Genomic DNA, 17,788 nt, shown 5'->3' with positions numbered 1-17,788 from the left:
GATTTGCTAACATAAGATTACGTTGTTTTTTAACTTTTATTAATATTTATCCCATCGAAGGTCCTAGTAAAAGGATTTATTAATGTTTTCTTAATATAATTAAATGTAAAATAGATACTATTAGCTATGAAAAAATAACATAATAAATTACTGTTTTTCTTATGAGTCTTTTTACTTATTTTTTATAATCAGAGATGTGTTTTAGACTATCTGAGAAACCCCTAATTTTTTGTAATGGGGGTTGTTGGTTATATAATGCATAACTCGTTATTACAATAAATAATAGGAGATAACGTCGATAGATTTTGAAATGGGAGGTGTTTAATTGCCAGTTGAGCCACATGTACATGAAGTCGACTATCTTGGAAAAAGTGGAAAACGAAAAAGATGGGTGATTATTGTAATAAGTGTTTTAGTAGTTGCCGGTGTAATGTTGGCAAGTACTCGGTTCGTCTCCTCTATTTTTAATAAAAGTGATAAGTCGGATTTTTCGGCCTATAAAACACTTGTAGGTAAAACAACTAAAAATGATTTTGGGCAATTGACCTTAAATGAGGTGATGATTGATGATAATCAACTATTACTAAATGCAACATTTGAGCCAGCTAAAGGAATGAATTTCAACTATCAAGTATTTTTCTTTCCACAAGTACTAGTGAATGGGCAAGATTATATGGTTCGAAATGGGGGCCAGACCATTGCACAGTCAGCATCAACCTATACAATCTATAGCAGCGTGAAGATGCGTGATTTACCGAAAGATGAAATACTGCAACTTAAAATTCTTTATAACGATTGGAATTGGGAAAAACCAATCGAGGAGCCTTGGGCATTTGAAGTAGAAGCTTCCCAAAAGCAATTGCAAGAGGATCGAAAAGTAATCGCTGTTAATAAAACTATTAAGCTGAATGACGGTCAAGAAATAAAAGTAGGTAATGTTGTTTCTACACCGATTTCTACTACGGTATATTTTGAAACGAAGGAAATATTGAATGAAACCATTGACTTTAAAATTTTAACTGAGTCAGGAAAAACATGGCGTCCTGACTCTTCATATACATTGAATGAAGCGCATACAAAGTGGGGAGTTCGCTTTGATGCACAATATTTATCAGATAAAACATATAAGTTAATTCCTGTTACGACAGGGGATATTGAACTTGGGCCAGCTATCAAAATTCGTGGGAAATGAATTTGATATTTCCAGGCGATTCTCCAGTCTAACCGGCGATACCCGGGTTTTCACAGGCGATTTCTCGTGTCTAACCGGCGATACCTGGGCTTCTATCGGCGATTTCACGGAGGGCGGTGCCAGGCACTCAAACAATTTCGTTTGCCCGCAGAAAGCAACCGCCGTAGCGGACATCAGGCGCAGCAAAAAAGTGTTAGATTGCAATCAATCTAACACTTTTTCTCTTTGTCCCAGTCTCTTTTTATTTTAAATGAGCTCTTCTTTTTGAATCGCGAGTTTTTTCATATGGTACTGCAATGATTGTCGGGATATATTTAATTGCTTCGCGGCAGCTGATATATTTCCATCACACTGTTGCAGCACTTTTCGAATGTACTGCTCTTCATTTGTATGCATAAGTGCTTTAAAAGGGCGCTTTTTTGAAGGGGCTCCTTTTATGGATATTTTATTTTTTAAATAACGTGGCAGCATATCTTCTGTAATATCGCTGTCAGAGCTTGCTTGTATTACGAGGTTTTCTATTAAATGCTCCAGTTCACGTACATTGCCTGGCCAATCGTAGGCTACAAGTATCTGATAAAGTTCAGGTTTAATGGTGATATTGGCCTTCATATATTTCAGCACATTTTTATGTAAAAAATGCTGGATAAAGAAAAGTATATCCTCTGGTCTCTCACGCAGTGGAGGGATATATATACTTGAATGAGCAATGCGATAAAATAGGTCAAGTCGCATTCGCTCGCCAACAGTAAGAAGCTCAGGGTCTTCATTGGATGCGCTAAACACAGTACATTCAATAGGGATAAGTGTGTTACTGCCAACACGTCGAACAGCACGTTCTTGTAAGACACGCATTAATTTTGGTTGAAGCTCCATTGGTAGTGAATTGATTTCGTCTAGAAAAAGTGTCCCATCTTTTGCATATTCAAAAAGACCTTCTTGATTTGTAGCACCAGTAAATGCCCCTTTAACTGAGCCGAAAAGCGTGCTCTCCAACAGCGTAACAGGGATGGCGGCACAATTTATCGCAACGAAGGGCTTTGTTACGCGTGGGCTTAAATTATGCATACTTTGAGCAAATAATTCTTTACCTGTCCCAGTTTCACCGACAATTAACGTATCCGTATTATAATTTGCAATATTTTTAGCTTCGGATATCGTTTGAAGGAGTTCGTCACTGTTTCCTTTTATATCTTGGAATGTGTAAATCGTACCGTTATTACGTTTGACCTCTTCTGGTACCTCCATTGTTTCACGTTTGGAATCCAATGTTTGTTGTAATTGATTTCGTAAGCTTTTTTCCGTATGTGTAATTGAAAAAACACCAATTGTTTTATTATCCTTTTGAATAGGGAAAGAACTGTAGCCTACAAATTTAGGTTCATTTTCTGAATAGGCATGAGCTCTGTATTTCGTATAAATTGGTTTCGCTGTTTTTAAAATATGATTATGCTCTGATAGTCTACGATCTTGATAGTTGTATGCATCCCACAGCTTCTTGCCAAGCATGTCCTCTTTTTTATGCTCCTCCATTTTAGCAAGTGCCTCATTGTAATAAATAATGTCCCCATCTTCATTGCTTACAATAATCCCTTCATCTAAATGCTCAATAATTTCCTCTAGGACAAAAACTTTATTTTGTAATGAATACTGGAAATCTATTAAGTTTTCTACTGAAACAATAAAAAATTGCTCTGGAAAATAAAAAGGCTCTATTGTAAAAGATAAAAGCTGTTCTTGTATTTGCAATTGTTGCGGCTGATGCAAGCTTGTCACATCAATGGCAGCAAAGATTTCTATTGGCATATCAACTTGAATATTTAACGAGATACTTTCATTGAAATGCCACCATTTCACCTTGAAAGAGTTGTCTAGTGCAATGATATTCGCGCCTAAAAATGCTGTATAACGCTGCAATTCCTTAATCATACAAAAACCTACTTTCTCTCGTTATTTTGCATGCAAAATTTATCTGCTTTGTCCTTAATCGTATCACAAATATTTTCTGAATAAAAACAATATACAGAAAATTAAAGAGGTGCAAAAATTATCTGCAGTTACTTTCCAATTCGTGACAATAACAAATGCCGAATATGTATGTACTTCATGTTGGAAACGCAATGAATATCACTTTTTAATAAACTTTTTGTGTGTTTTTAAAAGTTGGCACGCTATTTGCATTATTAAAGTGTGTAGTCACAAAAAAGGAGGAATTATCAATGACAAAACCAGAAATTTTATATTCAGTAAAGGCTCAGCGAGGAAATACATTACGATGCAAAGGTTGGCGTCAAGAAGTTATTTTAAGAATGCTAGAAAATAATATGGAAAATGCTGAAAAACCTGAAGAACTCGTGATATACGGCGGGATTGGGAAGGCAGCTCGTAACTGGGAGTCCTATCATGCCATTGTAGATTCCTTAAAAAATTTAGAAGATGATGAAACTCTTGTTGTGCAATCTGGGATGCCAGTTGCTGTTTTTAAAACTCATAAATATGCACCAACTGTTGTTATGGCGACGACAAATATTATGAAGGCAGATTGGCCAACATTTTATGATTTACAAGAAAAGAACTTAACAATGTATGCCAATTATACAGCGGCACCTTGGGAATATATCGGTACACAAGGTGTCATTCAAGGGACATTTGAAACGCTTTCGGCAATTGCGCGATTGCATTATAACGATTCACTTGTTGGGAAAATTTTATTGACTGCTGGTGCAGGCGGTATGGGTGGCAACCAGACACGTGCGATGACAATGCATGGTGGTGTAGCTATTTTATGTGATTCCAATATCGACATTATTAATCGCCGTATTGAAAAGGGCTTTATTGATATTGTTGTAGATTCATTAGAAGAGGCGATTGAACTAGCAAAAACAAAAGCGGCTGCTGGAGAAGCGCTTGGCATAGCGGTGGTAGGTAATGCAGCAGATATTTTCGAAAAAACATTAGAACTTGGCTTCCTACCACATATTGCAACATCTATGACACCTGCACATGACCCGATTGCCTATTTACCAGCTGGCTACAGTGTTGAAGAGGCAGACGCGCTACGTGATAAAGATCGTCTAGCATACTTAGAAAAAGCACGCCATACGATGATTCGCGAGCTGAAGGCATTAATAGCATTACTTGATAAAGGCGTTCACTCGTTTGAATATGGCACAAGTATTCGTAAAGAATGTATTGATGCTGGATTTGATGAGAAAGAGGCGAAGCGTTTACCTGGATTTGTAGCAGAATATATTCGTCCATTATTCTGCGAGGGACGTGGGCCATTCCGTTGGATTTGTATGTCCGGTGAAGCTGAGGATTTACGTAAAATAGACGATATGATTTTAGCAAAATTTAGTGATGATTTACTTGTTACGCGTTGGATAAAGTTAGCGAAGGAGCATATTCCGATAGAAGCTTTACCTGCTCGTATTTGTTATATGGGCTTTGGACAGCGTAAAAAGTTCGCATTGGAAGTTAACGATATGATACGCCGAGGGGAGTTAAGTGGACCTGTCGCCTTCTCTCGCGATAATTTAGATTCTGGTTCCATAGTCAATCCAACGTTTGAATCTGAAAATATGAAGGATGGTGGAGATTTAATTTCTGACTGGCCAGTTTTAAATGGCTTATTAAATGCAGTTGGGATGTGTGATTTAATCGCTCTTCAAGCTAACTATTCAATGGGAGAGGCCGTTCATACAGGTGTGACGATGATTGCTGATGGAACAGAGGAATCGGATATGCGCTTAGAAGTAGCGATGACAGTAGATTCTGGTATAGGGGTTGTACGTCATGCACAAGCGGGCTATGAAACAGCAAAAGATGTAGCGAATGGTAAAGGGAAATTAACCGATGAAAGCATTCAAATCCCATTATGGTGGGAGCCAACAGCTACATTTGGTCCAAAAGATTTAGTAAAAGAAAAAGTGTAATGTATTTGTGGAAAAGAGGCTGGTGCAATAACTAATGAGAAACGCTGGCCTCTTGTTCATTAAAAAGGAGGAATGTACATGAAAAAAGCAGATATGACACCTGTGGATTTTGATAGTCTTCTAGTTGACGTCGCTCCTAATTATAAGAAATCAGCCATCTACAAATTTTTTGCTTTTAGCTTGTTCGGCATTTTCATGTTCTTTATCTCTATTACCTTAAATGGTAAGAAGACAATACCGCTCGATCATTTAGTAACCTTTATCCGGACGCAGTTTTCGTCAGTTATTGTTTACTATATTTTAGTCATTGTTGTTGCGGGTGCTGTTTACCCTTTTTATAAAAAAACGTGGAATCGCTCCGTTGTCGAAATGGTCATTTCTACATTGAAAATAATGGGTGCTATCGCTTCCGTTTTAGTTGTTTTCAAAATTGGTCCGAGCTGGCTGTTAGCTGCAGATATGGGACCCTATTGGTACAACTCACTACTTACGCCAATCGGTGTTTTAGTTCCAATTGGTGCCATATTTTTAGCTATGTTGGTCGGTTATGGCTTGCTGGAGTTTATCGGTATTTTAGTGCAGCCGATTATGCGACCAATTTGGAAAACACCTGGTCGCTCCGCCATTGATGCAGTTGCCTCCTTTGTCGGGAGCTATTCCATCGGTTTATTAATTACTAACCGCATTTATAAGGAAGGAAAGTATACAACAAAAGAAGCGGTCATTATAGCTACAGGATTTTCGACAGTTTCAGTTACCTTTATGATTGTTGTTGCAAAAACACTTGGATTAATGGATATTTGGAATCTTTATTTTTGGGTTACCTTCCTCGTGACCTTTTTAGTAACAGCCATTAGTGTTCGGATTTGGCCAATTCGTAATATGAGTACGGACTATTACAACCAGATGGATGGGGATGTGGAGAAAACTGTAAAGGAGAAGCGTTTGCAGTGTGCATGGAGAGAGGCGTTACAGACGGCTGAAAATGCGCCGAATCTGTGGCAAAGTATGAAGGACAATGTGAAAGATGGCTTAGTAATGGCAATGGGGATACTACCAACAATTATGTCAATCGGCTTAATCGGTTTATGGCTTGTCAATAACACGCCTATATTTGATTATGCAGCTTATTTGTTTGTACCTATTACTTACTTACTACAAATAGCGGAGCCATTAATTGTTGCAAAAGCGGCCGTCATTAATTTAATCGATATGTTTTTACCTTCACTTGTTGCTGTTGATAGTGCAATAGAGACGCGATTCATTGTTGGAACGTTATCAATATCTGCTATTCTCTTTTTCTCTGCATTAATTCCTTGTATTCTATCAACGGAAATTCCCATTTCTTTAGGCAAAATGATTGCGGTATGGTTTGTACGAACAGTTTTAACGCTCATTATCGTCACGCCTATCGCCTATTTACTATTGTAAAGGAGTGGTCGTGTGTTAAAAAGACCAGACATGATAATTCAAAATGCAGCACAAATATTGCCTTGTACAGGTGACAACATGCAAGACTTTCAAGTTTTAACCGATCAAGCAGTTGTTATAGATGGTCAAAAAATCATCGATATTTGTAGCCATCAACAGCTTGTACAACGATATGTAGTTGATAACAATAACAGTATTGATGCAAGTGGGAAAGTAGTCGCTCCTGGCTATATTGATGCGCACACACATCTCGTGTTTCATGGTAGTCGAGTAGAGGAGTACGCTGCAAAACTCACTGGTAATATTGCAGATAATTTAAAAAAGCTTGCTATAAAAACAGGACCAAATCGAACAATCGAACTTACGCGAGATACTTCTGAGGAAGAGCTTTTGGAACAAGCGAAAAAACGAATAATGACGATGCTTAAACACGGGACAACAACAGTAGAGAGTAAAAGTGGCTACGGTTTAACACTAGAAAGTGAGATAAAAATTTTACGTGTAGGTCGACGTTTAAACGACCAGACAGCCATTGATGTGGTTAATACATTTCTAGGTGCGCACGGTATTCCAGATCATTTAACAAAGGAACAGTATGTGAATGAAATTGTTGATGTTATGATTCCGCAAGTAGCTCAACATAATTTAGCAGAGTTCTGTGATGTTTGGTGTGATGAAGGCTATTTTACTGAACTTGAATCGGAGCGTATTTTACAAGCGGGCTTAGCACATGGATTATTACCAAAAATTCATGCAGATGCCTATTCGTATATCGGTGGTTCAGATTTAGCTGCACGTATGAAAATGATTTCCATTGACCATCTCAATTACACACCCGAGACCGTAATGGCCCAACTAGCGAAAGCTGGAGTCGTCGGTGTATTAATGCCTGCATTAGATTTTGCCGTTGCCCATCACAAACCATTTGCTGCTCGTAAAATGCTCGATAATGGTATGCATATAGCGCTAGCAACAGATATGTGCCCTGCTTGTTATACAACTTCTATGTCCTTTGTTATAAATCTAGCATGTAGACTTTATCAATTTTCAGTAGAGGAAGCCATTAAGGCAGCGACAAAAATGGCCGCAAAGGCTCTAAATCTTACAGATAGAGGGACGTTAGAAATTGGAAAAATGGCAGATATTCAAATATGGGATGTGCCAAATTATAAGCATGTAGCATATGAACTTGGGACGAATATTGTAGATACGGTTATAAAAAGAGGGCAAGTTGTCATCAGTAAAGGGTCATGGGCAATGGAAAGTACATTCAGTTAGAAGGGAGAACTAGTAATGACAATTGAATTTGCATCGAAGGCGGCGTCACATGTAGATGAGGATAAGTTAGTGCAATTGTTTTTAGAAATGGCTCAAATTAATGGTCCTAGTAGCAAGGAAAGTCTAGTAGCAGCGTATTTAAAGAAAGAATTACCGAAGCTTGGCTTTCAATTAAAATTTGATGAAGCACATGAACATTTTAATGGTGAAGTTGGAAATCTAATTGCTTGGCATCCAGGAACAGATGATACCATTCCACCTTTATTCTTTTCTACGCATATGGACACGGTGTTACCAACAGAACACCTCAAGCCTATCATCAAGGATGGGATTATTTATTCAGATGGTACGACGATTTTAGGGGCGGATGATCGAGCGGCACTTGCTTCTTATATCGAAGCGATGCGTGCCATTAATGAAAGTAGTGTCCCACATGGACCGATTGAATTCATTTTAACTGTAAATGAACAGGCAGGTTTAGTAGGTGCAAAATATATGGATTATAACAAGATAAAAAGTAAAAAGGGTTATATTTTTGATAGTAGCGGGGATGTTGGCCAAATCATTTTACAAGGTCCATACAGTAGTAGAATTTGGTTCACTGTGAAAGGTAATGCTGCCCATGTTGCGTTAAATGCGGATGCAGGGAATAATGCATTTATCATTGCCTCTGAAGGGCTTTTATCAATGGAGCTAGGAGAAATTGATAGTGAAACATTAGCAAATATAGGAATTATAAGTGGTGGAGAGCTTACATCGATAATACCAGGTTCAGTTACACTTGGTGGCGAAGTAAGAAGCTTTTCAAAAGAGAAATTGGATGCACAATTAAAACAGATGCAAATGGCGATGGAAACAGCAGCACAGAAACATCAAGGCACTGTCGAGGTGCGCATTGAAGAAAAGTATCTTGGTTTTAATATTTCTGAGGAAGATGATCTCGTTAAAACTGTAAAAAAAGCGGCTAATAATATTCGTGTTTCATCCTATTTAACGAAAACATTGGGCGGCGCAGATACGAATGTATTAAATGAACATGGATTGACGTGTATTACGCTCGGGAACGGATTTCAGAATATTCACTCATTTAGAGAGAATATTAGTATTGAAAACTTAGTCAATACTGGTAGATTAACAGCGGCATTAATTGAGCAGTGGTATGAGCGCCATAAAAATTAAAGGAGGAGAGTGTTACATGACAAGCACTTTAAATGTAGCGAAAGAAATAGAGCAAGTGGTACCGCAAATTTTACAGTGGAGAAGATATTTACATGAAAATCCTGAACTGTCATATGAAGAATATGCTACCGCAGATTTTGTTTACAATCAGTTAATTTCATTTGGAAATTTAGTCGTAACAAGGCCGACAAAGACAAGTGTGTTAGCTGTTTTAAAGGGGAATTTACCAGGAAATTGTTTAGCGTTAAGAGCAGATATGGATGCTTTACCGATTCAAGAAGAAACAGATTTACCATTCGCTTCTAAAGTTGCAGGTGTTATGCATGCTTGTGGACATGATGGACATACCGCTATGTTACTAGGCACTGCTAAAATTTTATCTACGTTGAAGCAATCATTAAAAGGAGAAATTCGATTCATCTTTCAGCATGCAGAGGAATTATTTCCAGGTGGCGCGAAAGAAATGGTGGCAGCTGGTGTAGTAGATGGTGCAGATCACGTTATAGGATTGCATTTATTTTCAACACTTCCGACAGGAAAAATAGGCATTTGTGCAGGACCTTTTACAGCCAATTCAGATACATTTGACTTAGAAATAATCGGAAAGGGAGGGCACTCTTCTCAACCTCAAGATTCTATTAATCCGATTTTAATAGGGTCGCAAATTACAAATGTATTACATCAAATTATTCCGCAAAAAATTGATGCGCAAGAGCGAGCGGTACTCGCGGTAACGGAGTTTCATGCGGGCAGTGCCAAAAATATTATTCCAGATCGGTTAGTAATAGGTGGGAGTGTGCGAACATTCTCACAGCAAGTGAGAGAAGGCATTGCCCAACAAATAGAAATGCTAGTTCAACATACCGTTGCTGCACATGGTGCTGATTATAACTTAACATATCATAACGGTTATTCATCAGTCATAAATGATGAACAACTAACTGCCGTAGTGGAAGAGGTTATACAACAGTATTTTACTCCAGAGACCATTTTACACATCGGCCCGTTTATGGGTGGAGAAGATTTCTCGGCTTTTTTAACAAAAGTGCCTGGTGTATTTATCGCGATTGGAGCAGCTTTTGACGATGACACATTAAATTATCCTCATCATCATCCTAGATTTGCAGTTAATGAAGATTCATTAGCAATTGGCTTAAAACTTTTTGTTCATACAGCTTTAACATTGAATAGTTAAAGGGGAGATAGAATGGTTCAAGAACCTGTAATTGCAGCGATGATTATTTTAGGGCTCATTGCGCTAGGAGAAATCATTTCCGTTATTAGTAAAGCTAGAGTACCGATGCTTTTTGTGGCAATGATGGGCTATTTGATTTTATTGTGGCTTGGAATTTTTCCAAAAGATTTGCTTGAAAACTCGACATTTTTAACAGTTGGCGCATTATTAGGAACGGCTCCTATTTTAGTTCATATGGGAACTTTAATTCCTTTACGTATGATTCGCTCGCAATGGAGGGCTGTATTAATTGCAATTATGGGCATGTTTTTTGCTTCGCTCTTTATTTTAACGATTGTGACCGTTTTTTTTGATTATCAAACAGCGGTTGCAGGTACAGGACCTTTAAATGGAGGCATTATTGCAGTTTTAATTACTTCAGAGGGTATAAAAGAATTGGGTTTAGCTAGTTTATTGACCATCCCTGCATTAATTATGGCTTTGCAGTCTTTAATTGGTATTCCGCTAGCTAATCTATTGTTACGCAAACATGCTACTACGATTAACGAGCAAATGAAAAGCGGTGCATTCGAAGCCTCTGGCAATGTTGCGTTTGATCAAGAAAATGATGAGAAATTATTAATACCGAAAAAATATCAAACTCCTTTAGTACTACTATTTATGTTGTTTATTGGTGGTGCGATTGCAGTTGTATTAGCTAAATATACTGGTATTCCGTATAGCTTATGGGCGTTGGCAATTGGTATTATTGGTCGCTTAGTGAAATTTTATCCTGAACGTGTTATGGAGAAATCAAATAGTTTTACTGTAGGGATGGCGGGCATTATTTTTATCATTATCGGCATGATGAATGATATTACTTTTGAGATGTTTATTGATAAGTTACCTGCTGTCTTAACGATTCTTTTCGTAGGGGTACTTGGCATTTTGTTAGGGGGATTATTAGGATCTAAGCTATTGAAGGTGAATCCTTTTCTCGGGATTCCTGTCGCATTAACGTCTACATTCGGCTTTCCAGGTGATTACATTGTATGTGAGGAAGTAAGTAGGAGCATTGGCAAAACAGAAGAGGAACAGAAAAGAATATTCAATGAAATTATTACGCCAATGCTTGTTGGAGGGTTTACGACAGTGACCTTGGGAAGCGTTATTATAGCAAGTATTTTGATTAAAACAATATAAAACAGACAGTGGGGATGTAGATGTTAGATAATCCTGTTTTAATCTCAGTCATTGTGTTGTCCGTTTTAAGTTTATGTGGCATTCATGTGCTTTTTGCATTAATAATTGCGGCAATTGTTGCAGGGCTTGTTGCGAATTTATCGCTTTCTGAAACAATATCTATCTTTATTAGTGGTATGGGCGGTCAGTCTGAGACGGCTTTAAGTTATATATTGTTAGGAATTTTTGCTGCATTAATCGCGCATTCCGGCTTAGCAAACATTCTTATACAAAAATTATTGTCACTTGAAAAACCGAATAAATACATTTTAATATTTGCGTTGGCAATCATTGCGTGTTTATCAGGTACACTGATTCCCGTACATATTGCCTTTATTCCAATATTGATACCGCCACTTTTATTTTTCTTTAATCAATTAAAAATGGATCGTCGTGCATTGGCATCTGCCCTAACGTTTGGCTTGAAAATGCCCTATTTATGGATTCCTGTTGGTTATGGATTAATATTTCAAGGGATTATTGCCAATGAGATGACAGCTAATGGGATGACCATTGTTCAAAGTCAAATACCGAAAGCGATGGCCATTCCAGCCATTGGCATGTTCGTTGGATTAGCGATTGCTGTCTTTATTTCTTATCGAAAGCCTCGAGAATATCAACAGCTTGAAGAAGATATTAAAGATTATGAGCAAGCAAAGAAAGAAAATAAAAAGGCTACTTTGGATGTTAAAGGATGGATAGCGATCGTCGCAATTTTTGTGGCACTTGGCATTCAATTATCATTAAGCTCCCTAGTTTTAGGCGCATTATCAGGCATTATCATTATGTTTGTTGGCCGTGTAGTCTTTATTAAAGATAGTGAAGAAGTGGTTCAAAATGGCGTGAAACTAATGGGGGTTATTGCCTTTATTATGCTCATTGCCTCAGGCTATGCAACGATTTTAAAAGAAACAAATGCCATTACGGAGCTTGTGGAAGCAATGACTGGTATGACAGGGCAAAGTAAACTTATTATGGCTATCCTCTTATTATTTATCGGTTTACTTGTAACGATGGGAATTGGAACTTCTTTTGGGACTATTCCAATTTTAGCTGTAGTGTTCGTGCCGTTGTGCGCGACAGTCGGGTTTAGTGCGCTTGCAACCGCTGCACTTATTGGAACAGCAGGTGCTTTAGGGGATGCGGGTTCTCCAGCGTCTGATAGTACATTAGGTCCGACATCAGGGTTAAATGCAGATGGACAGCATAATCATATTTGGGATACATGTGTACCGACATTCCTACATTATAATATCCCTTTATTTATATTTGGCATTATCGCAGCAATGGTTTTATAGAAGGAAGATCCGTAACAATAAAAGGGGTGGAGTTATAAATGGAAGTTATTCAGTTGGATGGACATACATTAACGACAACACAAATTGATCAAATAGCGAGGGGGGATGCTCAAGTTGCCATTGCACCGAATGCTTTAGAAAGAGTGCAAGCAAGCCGTGCTAGAATTGAAAAAAGATTAACGGATGGACATACTATTTATGGAGTAAATACAGGCTTTGGGAAACTAAGCGATGTCCAAATTGCCGAAGCGGATAATGAATTATTGCAATTGAATTTGCTACGCGCTGACGCGGTTGGTGTAGGGGTGCCATTGGAAACGACCATTGTTCGTTCGATGATGGTTTTACGTGCCAATGCTTTGGCAAAAGGATACTCCGGCATTCGGCAAGAAACACTCCAATTATTAGTGGCTTTAATTAATCATAATGTTCATCCGATTGTGCCATCCCAAGGCTCTGTTGGAGCAAGTGGTGATTTAGCGCCTTTGTCACATATCGCATTAGTGTTAATTGGTGAAGGCAAAGCAGAATTAAATGGACACGTTATGTCAGGACAGGAAGCATTGACAAAAGTAGGGCTAACCGCTGTCCGCCTGCAAGCGAAAGAAGGGCTTGCGTTAATAAATGGGACACAGGCGATGACGGGCATAGGGGTCATGACGATTAATGAAGCTGAACGTCTTGGCTATGTAGCGGATATGGCAGCATGTCTAACAATGGAAGCATTACAGGGTATTATTTCCGCATTTGATGCTGATTTATTGGCGGTGCGTCCTCATGCTGAAATTGCTACGGTTGGTGATCGAATTCGAAAGTGGCTAAATGGCAGTCAAAGGATAACGACGCAAGGTGCAGTTCGTATGCAAGATGCGTATTCGATACGTTGTGTGCCACAAGTTCACGGTGCATCTTGGCAATGTTTTGATTATGTCCAGCAACGTTTGCAGACGGAAATCAATGCAACGACAGATAACCCGATTGTGTTAGAAAATGGTGAGGTGTTATCTGGAGGACATTTCCATGGTCAGCCGATTGCACTTGCAATGGACTTTTTAAAAGTAGGCGTAGCGGAGTGGGCGAATATTTCTGAGCGAAGGACGGAGCGTTTAGTAAATCCTCAATTAAGTGGGCTATCACCATTTTTAGCAACAGATCCAGGACTTGAATGTGGTTTGATGGTCGTGCAATATGTTGCAGCATCTCTTGTTTCCGAGAACAAAGTACTTGCGCATCCTTCGAGTGTCGATTCCATTCCTACCTCTGGCAATCAAGAGGATCATGTCAGTATGGGCACAACTGCGGCAAGGCAAGTGCGACAGATTGTGCATAATAGTGCACGGGTGCTTGCCATTGAATTAATTGCCGCTTCTCAAGCTATTTATTTAGAACAAGCAGAGCAACAATTAGCACCAATAACACGTAAATATTTAGATATTGTACGGTCATTCTGTCCACCTTTAAAAGGGGATAAAGCGATTGGTGAAGAAACAGAGGCACTGGCAAACTATTTATTGAATAGTAATGATATTTTAACGATTGGGTAGAAATTGTTTGAATTGTTTGGGTGCCTGGCACTCTGTATGAGTATGGGAACATTTTTCGTTCTTGTACTCTCTTTTTCGTTTCAAAAGGACTTCGAACGTTAAGTATTGAGTAATTTATTATAATTCCTTACGTTTACTCGCCGCTTGTATTCCTAGTTCCTCGCGATACTTGCTAATAGTGCGTCGCGCAATATGAATTTGGTGGGAGCTCGCTAAAATTTCAGCAATCTTTTGATCTGATAACGGTTTTTGTTTATTTTCTGCTGTAATTATATTTTTAATCATTTCCAAAATCGACGTTTGAGAATGTTGTGCTTGCGTATTGTCTATTTTAGAAGAAAATAAATCTTTCCACAGATAGGTTCCAACAGGCGTTTGTATGTGTTTATTGCGAATGGCTCGACTTACCGTTGAAACATGCATGTCAATTTGTGTAGCGACATCTTGTAAGGTAAGCGGTTTCAAAGAAGGTAGGCCATGAACGAAAAATGCTTGCTGGTGCTCTAAAACTACGGACATTATTTGAATAATTGTTTGTCGCCGTTGCTGTAAGCTATGTATAAGCCAGTTATATTGCTTAAAATGTTGTTTTACATATTTTTGCTCAGAGTTAGGTAAAAAAGAAGCGATGTTTTTATAGCTATCATTGAGTTGAACGGTCGGTAGTGAGCTATCATTTAAACTAAATTGTAATGTCCCGTCTTCTCTAAAAACGATAATGTCAGGTATTACATACAACGTATCATTCTCTTGGCTTATCGAACATGGTATCGGTGTTAGTTGTTGTAGCCGATTAATGCAATCTGATAACTGATCCTTCGAAAGCTGTAGTATTTTTTGTAACGCTGAAAATTTGCGTTCTGCTAATAGAGCGAGACCATTTTCAATAAGTTGTTGCAAATCATTGTCCTTCTCGCCAATTTGTAACAAAAGACATTCTTGCAAATTACGTGCACCCACTCCAGGAGGTCCAATTTGCTGTAATAGTTGAATTGCACGATCATGCTGTTGTGCTGAAATCTGCCCAAGCTGTGCGGGTGAATATCCTTTATGGTCTAAATGTTTAATGACTGTATGGGCAAGTTGTAAATCTTCACCTACGAAAGTTAGTGTAGCTAATTGTAATAATTCCTCGCGATCATTTGGTTCAGCTATTTTTGTATAAAATTCGTTTGGCATTGTTGTAGAAGCTCTGTAAGTAGTGCCAAAATCTTTTTCCTGAAAAGTAGGTGCTTGTAGGTCGATTAGCGGATTTTCTAATTGTTGTTCATATAAAAATTCTTCTAGCTCATGGGTATTATATTGTAGTAATTCAATAGACTGCTGTAATTGAGGTGTCATCATCATTTTCTGTTGCTGTTGTAGTTTTAAAATTGGCTCCATCATGAATCCTCCTGTCTATCACTTTTTATTAGCATATCATAAAACTAAGTGAATTTTCAGATAAATATCAACTTTATACTAGTTTTTGCTGTTTACCTTTTATGAAAAGATTTACATAGAAGATTAATTTTCATTACACTTTTGTTGTTATTACGAAAAAAAGCAATAGTTCGAATCTTATTAAAAAGGATTTGTTTCGTCTAAGTTTAATAGTAAAATAATGGCATAAGGGGATGGTATATGAAAAAAATTATTTTATTTGTTTTATTATTGTTATTCATTCTGGTTGCTTGCCAATCAAATGATAAAAGTAGATTTTCAGAGGTAAATATTTCAAAGGTCAGTATCTCTAAATCAAGTGGGTTTGGTAAAGTGAATGCTAATTTTTTTACTGTATATAAAGACAAAGAAAGTCTCGATATATTTAACAATGCCATCTCAACCGCTGTTAAGAGAGAAGGAATAGCGGATATGGCTGAGCCTGAGTTTGATTTAAAAGTCAGTTATACAGACGGAAATAAGCAAGGTTATCATCTATGGCTAGGGGAAAAAGGACAAAAAAGTACCATAATGAAGGTGAATGATACACACATTACTTATGCCATCTCAGAAGAAATAACAGATCAGTTAATTAATCTTCTTAAATAATATTTTACTCCAAAGCTTTGCCAGGAGGTATTTTCTTTTATTCAAAAGGTCTTTAAAGCTACCATTAATAGTTTCTTTCTATAGTAACAATTCAATGTTCATGTTTTTAATATTATTGAAGGTTTATTATCATTTTGTACTAACTAGTTTTTACTGTCGTTCATGTATCTGGATGGATTCATGGCGTTCTCCATAACGTTTGTTTATAATGGGGAAATGGAAAAACTCAACTAGAAAGAAGGGATAGCTATGGCACGGGGTGTTTACATTCATATTCCTTTTTGTCATCAAATCTGCAACTATTGCGATTTCAACAAGTTTTACTTTAAAAATCAACCTGTAGATGAATATATAGAAACACTTGGCAAGGAGATGGCGCTTGCTACTGAAAAATTTCCACATAGTTTTAAACAAATTGAAACTATTTTTCTTGGAGGTGGCACACCTACTGCTCTATCTCCAGAACAATTGACGAGACTGCTCAAACTGATTCGCACGTATATTCCGATGGACAGTGTGACAGAATTTACATCAGAGGCGAATCCAGATGAATTATCAGAGGCAAAGATGCATGCTCTGTTTGATGGTGGCGTCAATCGTTTAAGTATGGGAGTGCAATCATTCAACCAAGAATTATTAAAAAAAATTGGCCGCACACATAGCAATGCACATGTCTATGACACCATTGCACTTGCAAAAAAGGTTGGTTTTAAAAATTTAAGTATCGATTTAATGTATGGCTTGCCAGGTCAAACAATGGAGCAATGGAAGGATTCACTTGAAAAAGCGTTTGCGCTTGACCTACCGCATTTTTCAGCGTATTCCCTTATAGTGGAACCAAAAACGATTTTTTATAACCAGTATGCAAAAGGGAAACTGAGCTTACCGACGGAAGATTTAGAAGCGGATATGTATGAGGTGCTTATGCAAGAAATGCAATCGCATGGCCTTTTGCAATATGAAATTAGCAATTTTGCCAAAACTGATTTTGCTTCTACCCATAATAAAATATATTGGGAAAATGATGAATATGCTGGTTTTGGTGCAGGCGCACATGGCTATATAAATGGTAAACGTTATTCAAATCATGGCCCTTTAAAAAAATATATGGATGCTGTTAGTGCAGGGGATTTGCCGATTATGCAGGATCACGTCGTGACGGAAACAGAACAGCGAGAAGAGCAAATGTTTTTAGGACTGCGTAAAACGGAAGGGATTGCACACGCTATATATGAAGAAAGATTTAAGGAGCCGATGATGAGCCGCTATGGTCAAGTCATTGATAAACTAGTTTCAGAAGGTCTTTTAGAGCATGATGCAGTGGGCATTCGTCTTACGCGCAAGGGGCGTTTTGTCGGAAATGAAGTTTTTCAACAATTTTTACTAGAAGATTGAGCGATATCGTTGACAGAAAATGTGGGATTTGATAACTTATTAATAGTATTAGCACTCCTCTTAGTTGAGTGCTAACAGAGGTGATAATC

The 17,788-nt window shown here is 37.8% G+C and carries 13 protein-coding genes; 11 read left to right on the top strand and 2 right to left on the bottom strand.

The features are described from left to right. Nucleotides 1-325 precede the first annotated feature (325 nt). Nucleotides 326-1,192 carry a DUF5643 domain-containing protein gene (locus ACIQXW_RS11450; protein ID WP_402762174.1) on the top strand — a complete coding sequence of 289 codons (867 nt, stop codon included), beginning with the start codon at nucleotides 326-328 and terminating at the stop codon, nucleotides 1,190-1,192. 246 nt (nucleotides 1,193-1,438) lie between these two features. Here ACIQXW_RS11450 and ACIQXW_RS11445 read toward each other — a convergent pair whose 3' ends face one another. Beyond that, on the bottom strand, nucleotides 1,439-3,121 hold the full coding sequence (locus tag ACIQXW_RS11445; RefSeq protein ID WP_401017863.1) for a sigma-54 interaction domain-containing protein: 1,683 nt from the start codon (nucleotides 3,119-3,121) through the stop codon (nucleotides 1,439-1,441). A gap of 290 nt (nucleotides 3,122-3,411) precedes the next feature. Between ACIQXW_RS11445 and hutU the strand changes: the two genes are divergently transcribed. The 8 genes from hutU (at nucleotide 3,412) to hutH (ending at nucleotide 14,273) form a co-directional block, all read left to right on the top strand. Beyond that, entirely contained in the window at nucleotides 3,412-5,127 is a 1,716-nt protein-coding gene (hutU, locus tag ACIQXW_RS11440; protein WP_401017861.1) for a urocanate hydratase, read from the top strand. 93 nt (nucleotides 5,128-5,220) lie between these two features. Continuing rightward, nucleotides 5,221-6,558 carry a YjiH family protein gene (locus tag ACIQXW_RS11435; protein WP_402762509.1) on the top strand — a complete coding sequence of 446 codons (1,338 nt, stop codon included), beginning with the start codon at nucleotides 5,221-5,223 and terminating at the stop codon, nucleotides 6,556-6,558. A 12-nt stretch (nucleotides 6,559-6,570) separates the two neighbouring features. Then, nucleotides 6,571-7,836, top strand: coding sequence for an imidazolonepropionase (hutI, locus tag ACIQXW_RS11430; protein ID WP_402762171.1), 1,266 nt, complete (start codon nucleotides 6,571-6,573; stop codon nucleotides 7,834-7,836). Nucleotides 7,837-7,851: 15 nt separating this feature from the next. Next, nucleotides 7,852-9,015 carry a M20/M25/M40 family metallo-hydrolase gene (locus ACIQXW_RS11425; protein ID WP_402762168.1) on the top strand — a complete coding sequence of 388 codons (1,164 nt, stop codon included), beginning with the start codon at nucleotides 7,852-7,854 and terminating at the stop codon, nucleotides 9,013-9,015. Between the two features lie 16 nt (nucleotides 9,016-9,031). Further along, nucleotides 9,032-10,210: a M20 metallopeptidase family protein gene (locus ACIQXW_RS11420; RefSeq protein ID WP_402762165.1), complete on the top strand. Its 1,179-nt coding sequence runs from the start codon at nucleotides 9,032-9,034 to the stop codon at nucleotides 10,208-10,210. A gap of 12 nt (nucleotides 10,211-10,222) precedes the next feature. Then, nucleotides 10,223-11,392: a hypothetical protein gene (locus ACIQXW_RS11415; RefSeq protein ID WP_402762162.1), complete on the top strand. Its 1,170-nt coding sequence runs from the start codon at nucleotides 10,223-10,225 to the stop codon at nucleotides 11,390-11,392. 20 nt (nucleotides 11,393-11,412) lie between these two features. After that, complete coding sequence (locus tag ACIQXW_RS11410; RefSeq protein ID WP_402762159.1) at nucleotides 11,413-12,729, top strand: Na+/H+ antiporter family protein; 1,317 nt, start codon at nucleotides 11,413-11,415, stop codon at nucleotides 12,727-12,729. 38 nt (nucleotides 12,730-12,767) lie between these two features. Next, nucleotides 12,768-14,273 carry a histidine ammonia-lyase gene (hutH, locus tag ACIQXW_RS11405; RefSeq protein WP_402762156.1) on the top strand — a complete coding sequence of 502 codons (1,506 nt, stop codon included), beginning with the start codon at nucleotides 12,768-12,770 and terminating at the stop codon, nucleotides 14,271-14,273. 117 nt (nucleotides 14,274-14,390) lie between these two features. Here the strand turns inward: hutH and rpoN are convergent, their stop codons facing one another. Then, nucleotides 14,391-15,659, bottom strand: a complete 1,269-nt coding sequence (gene rpoN, locus ACIQXW_RS11400) for an RNA polymerase factor sigma-54 (protein ID WP_402762153.1) — start codon at nucleotides 15,657-15,659, stop codon at nucleotides 14,391-14,393. Between the two features lie 237 nt (nucleotides 15,660-15,896). Between rpoN and ACIQXW_RS11395 the strand changes: the two genes are divergently transcribed. Together ACIQXW_RS11395 and hemW are read left to right on the top strand one after the other, a co-directional pair. Beyond that, complete coding sequence (locus tag ACIQXW_RS11395; protein WP_340823602.1) at nucleotides 15,897-16,304, top strand: YhfM domain-containing protein; 408 nt, start codon at nucleotides 15,897-15,899, stop codon at nucleotides 16,302-16,304. A gap of 249 nt (nucleotides 16,305-16,553) precedes the next feature. Next, complete coding sequence (hemW, locus tag ACIQXW_RS11390; RefSeq protein ID WP_402762150.1) at nucleotides 16,554-17,699, top strand: radical SAM family heme chaperone HemW; 1,146 nt, start codon at nucleotides 16,554-16,556, stop codon at nucleotides 17,697-17,699. Nucleotides 17,700-17,788 lie beyond the last annotated feature (89 nt).

Origin of the sequence: Lysinibacillus sp. NPDC097162 (genome assembly GCF_044762185.1) — a bacterium.
Taxonomy (GTDB): domain Bacteria; phylum Bacillota; class Bacilli; order Bacillales_A; family Planococcaceae; genus Lysinibacillus.
The sequence above is the reverse complement of the archived record's forward strand: the minus strand, read 5'-3'. Positions and strand labels throughout refer to the sequence as shown.

Excerpts from the sequence above, each read along its gene's own strand:
- ACIQXW_RS11445 (WP_401017863.1), bottom strand. The coding sequence starts at position 3,121 with ATGATTAAGGAATTGCAGCGTTATACAGCATTTTTAGGCGCGAATATC.
- rpoN (WP_402762153.1), bottom strand. The coding sequence starts at position 15,659 with ATGATGGAGCCAATTTTAAAACTACAACAGCAACAGAAAATGATGATG.
- ACIQXW_RS11425 (WP_402762168.1), top strand. The coding sequence starts at position 7,852 with ATGACAATTGAATTTGCATCGAAGGCGGCGTCACATGTAGATGAGGAT.
- ACIQXW_RS11415 (WP_402762162.1), top strand. The coding sequence starts at position 10,223 with ATGGTTCAAGAACCTGTAATTGCAGCGATGATTATTTTAGGGCTCATT.
- ACIQXW_RS11410 (WP_402762159.1), top strand. The coding sequence starts at position 11,413 with ATGTTAGATAATCCTGTTTTAATCTCAGTCATTGTGTTGTCCGTTTTA.
- ACIQXW_RS11420 (WP_402762165.1), top strand. The coding sequence starts at position 9,032 with ATGACAAGCACTTTAAATGTAGCGAAAGAAATAGAGCAAGTGGTACCG.
- ACIQXW_RS11395 (WP_340823602.1), top strand. The coding sequence starts at position 15,897 with ATGAAAAAAATTATTTTATTTGTTTTATTATTGTTATTCATTCTGGTT.
- hutU (WP_401017861.1), top strand. The coding sequence starts at position 3,412 with ATGACAAAACCAGAAATTTTATATTCAGTAAAGGCTCAGCGAGGAAAT.
- ACIQXW_RS11435 (WP_402762509.1), top strand. The coding sequence starts at position 5,221 with ATGACACCTGTGGATTTTGATAGTCTTCTAGTTGACGTCGCTCCTAAT.
- hemW (WP_402762150.1), top strand. The coding sequence starts at position 16,554 with ATGGCACGGGGTGTTTACATTCATATTCCTTTTTGTCATCAAATCTGC.
- hutH (WP_402762156.1), top strand. The coding sequence starts at position 12,768 with ATGGAAGTTATTCAGTTGGATGGACATACATTAACGACAACACAAATT.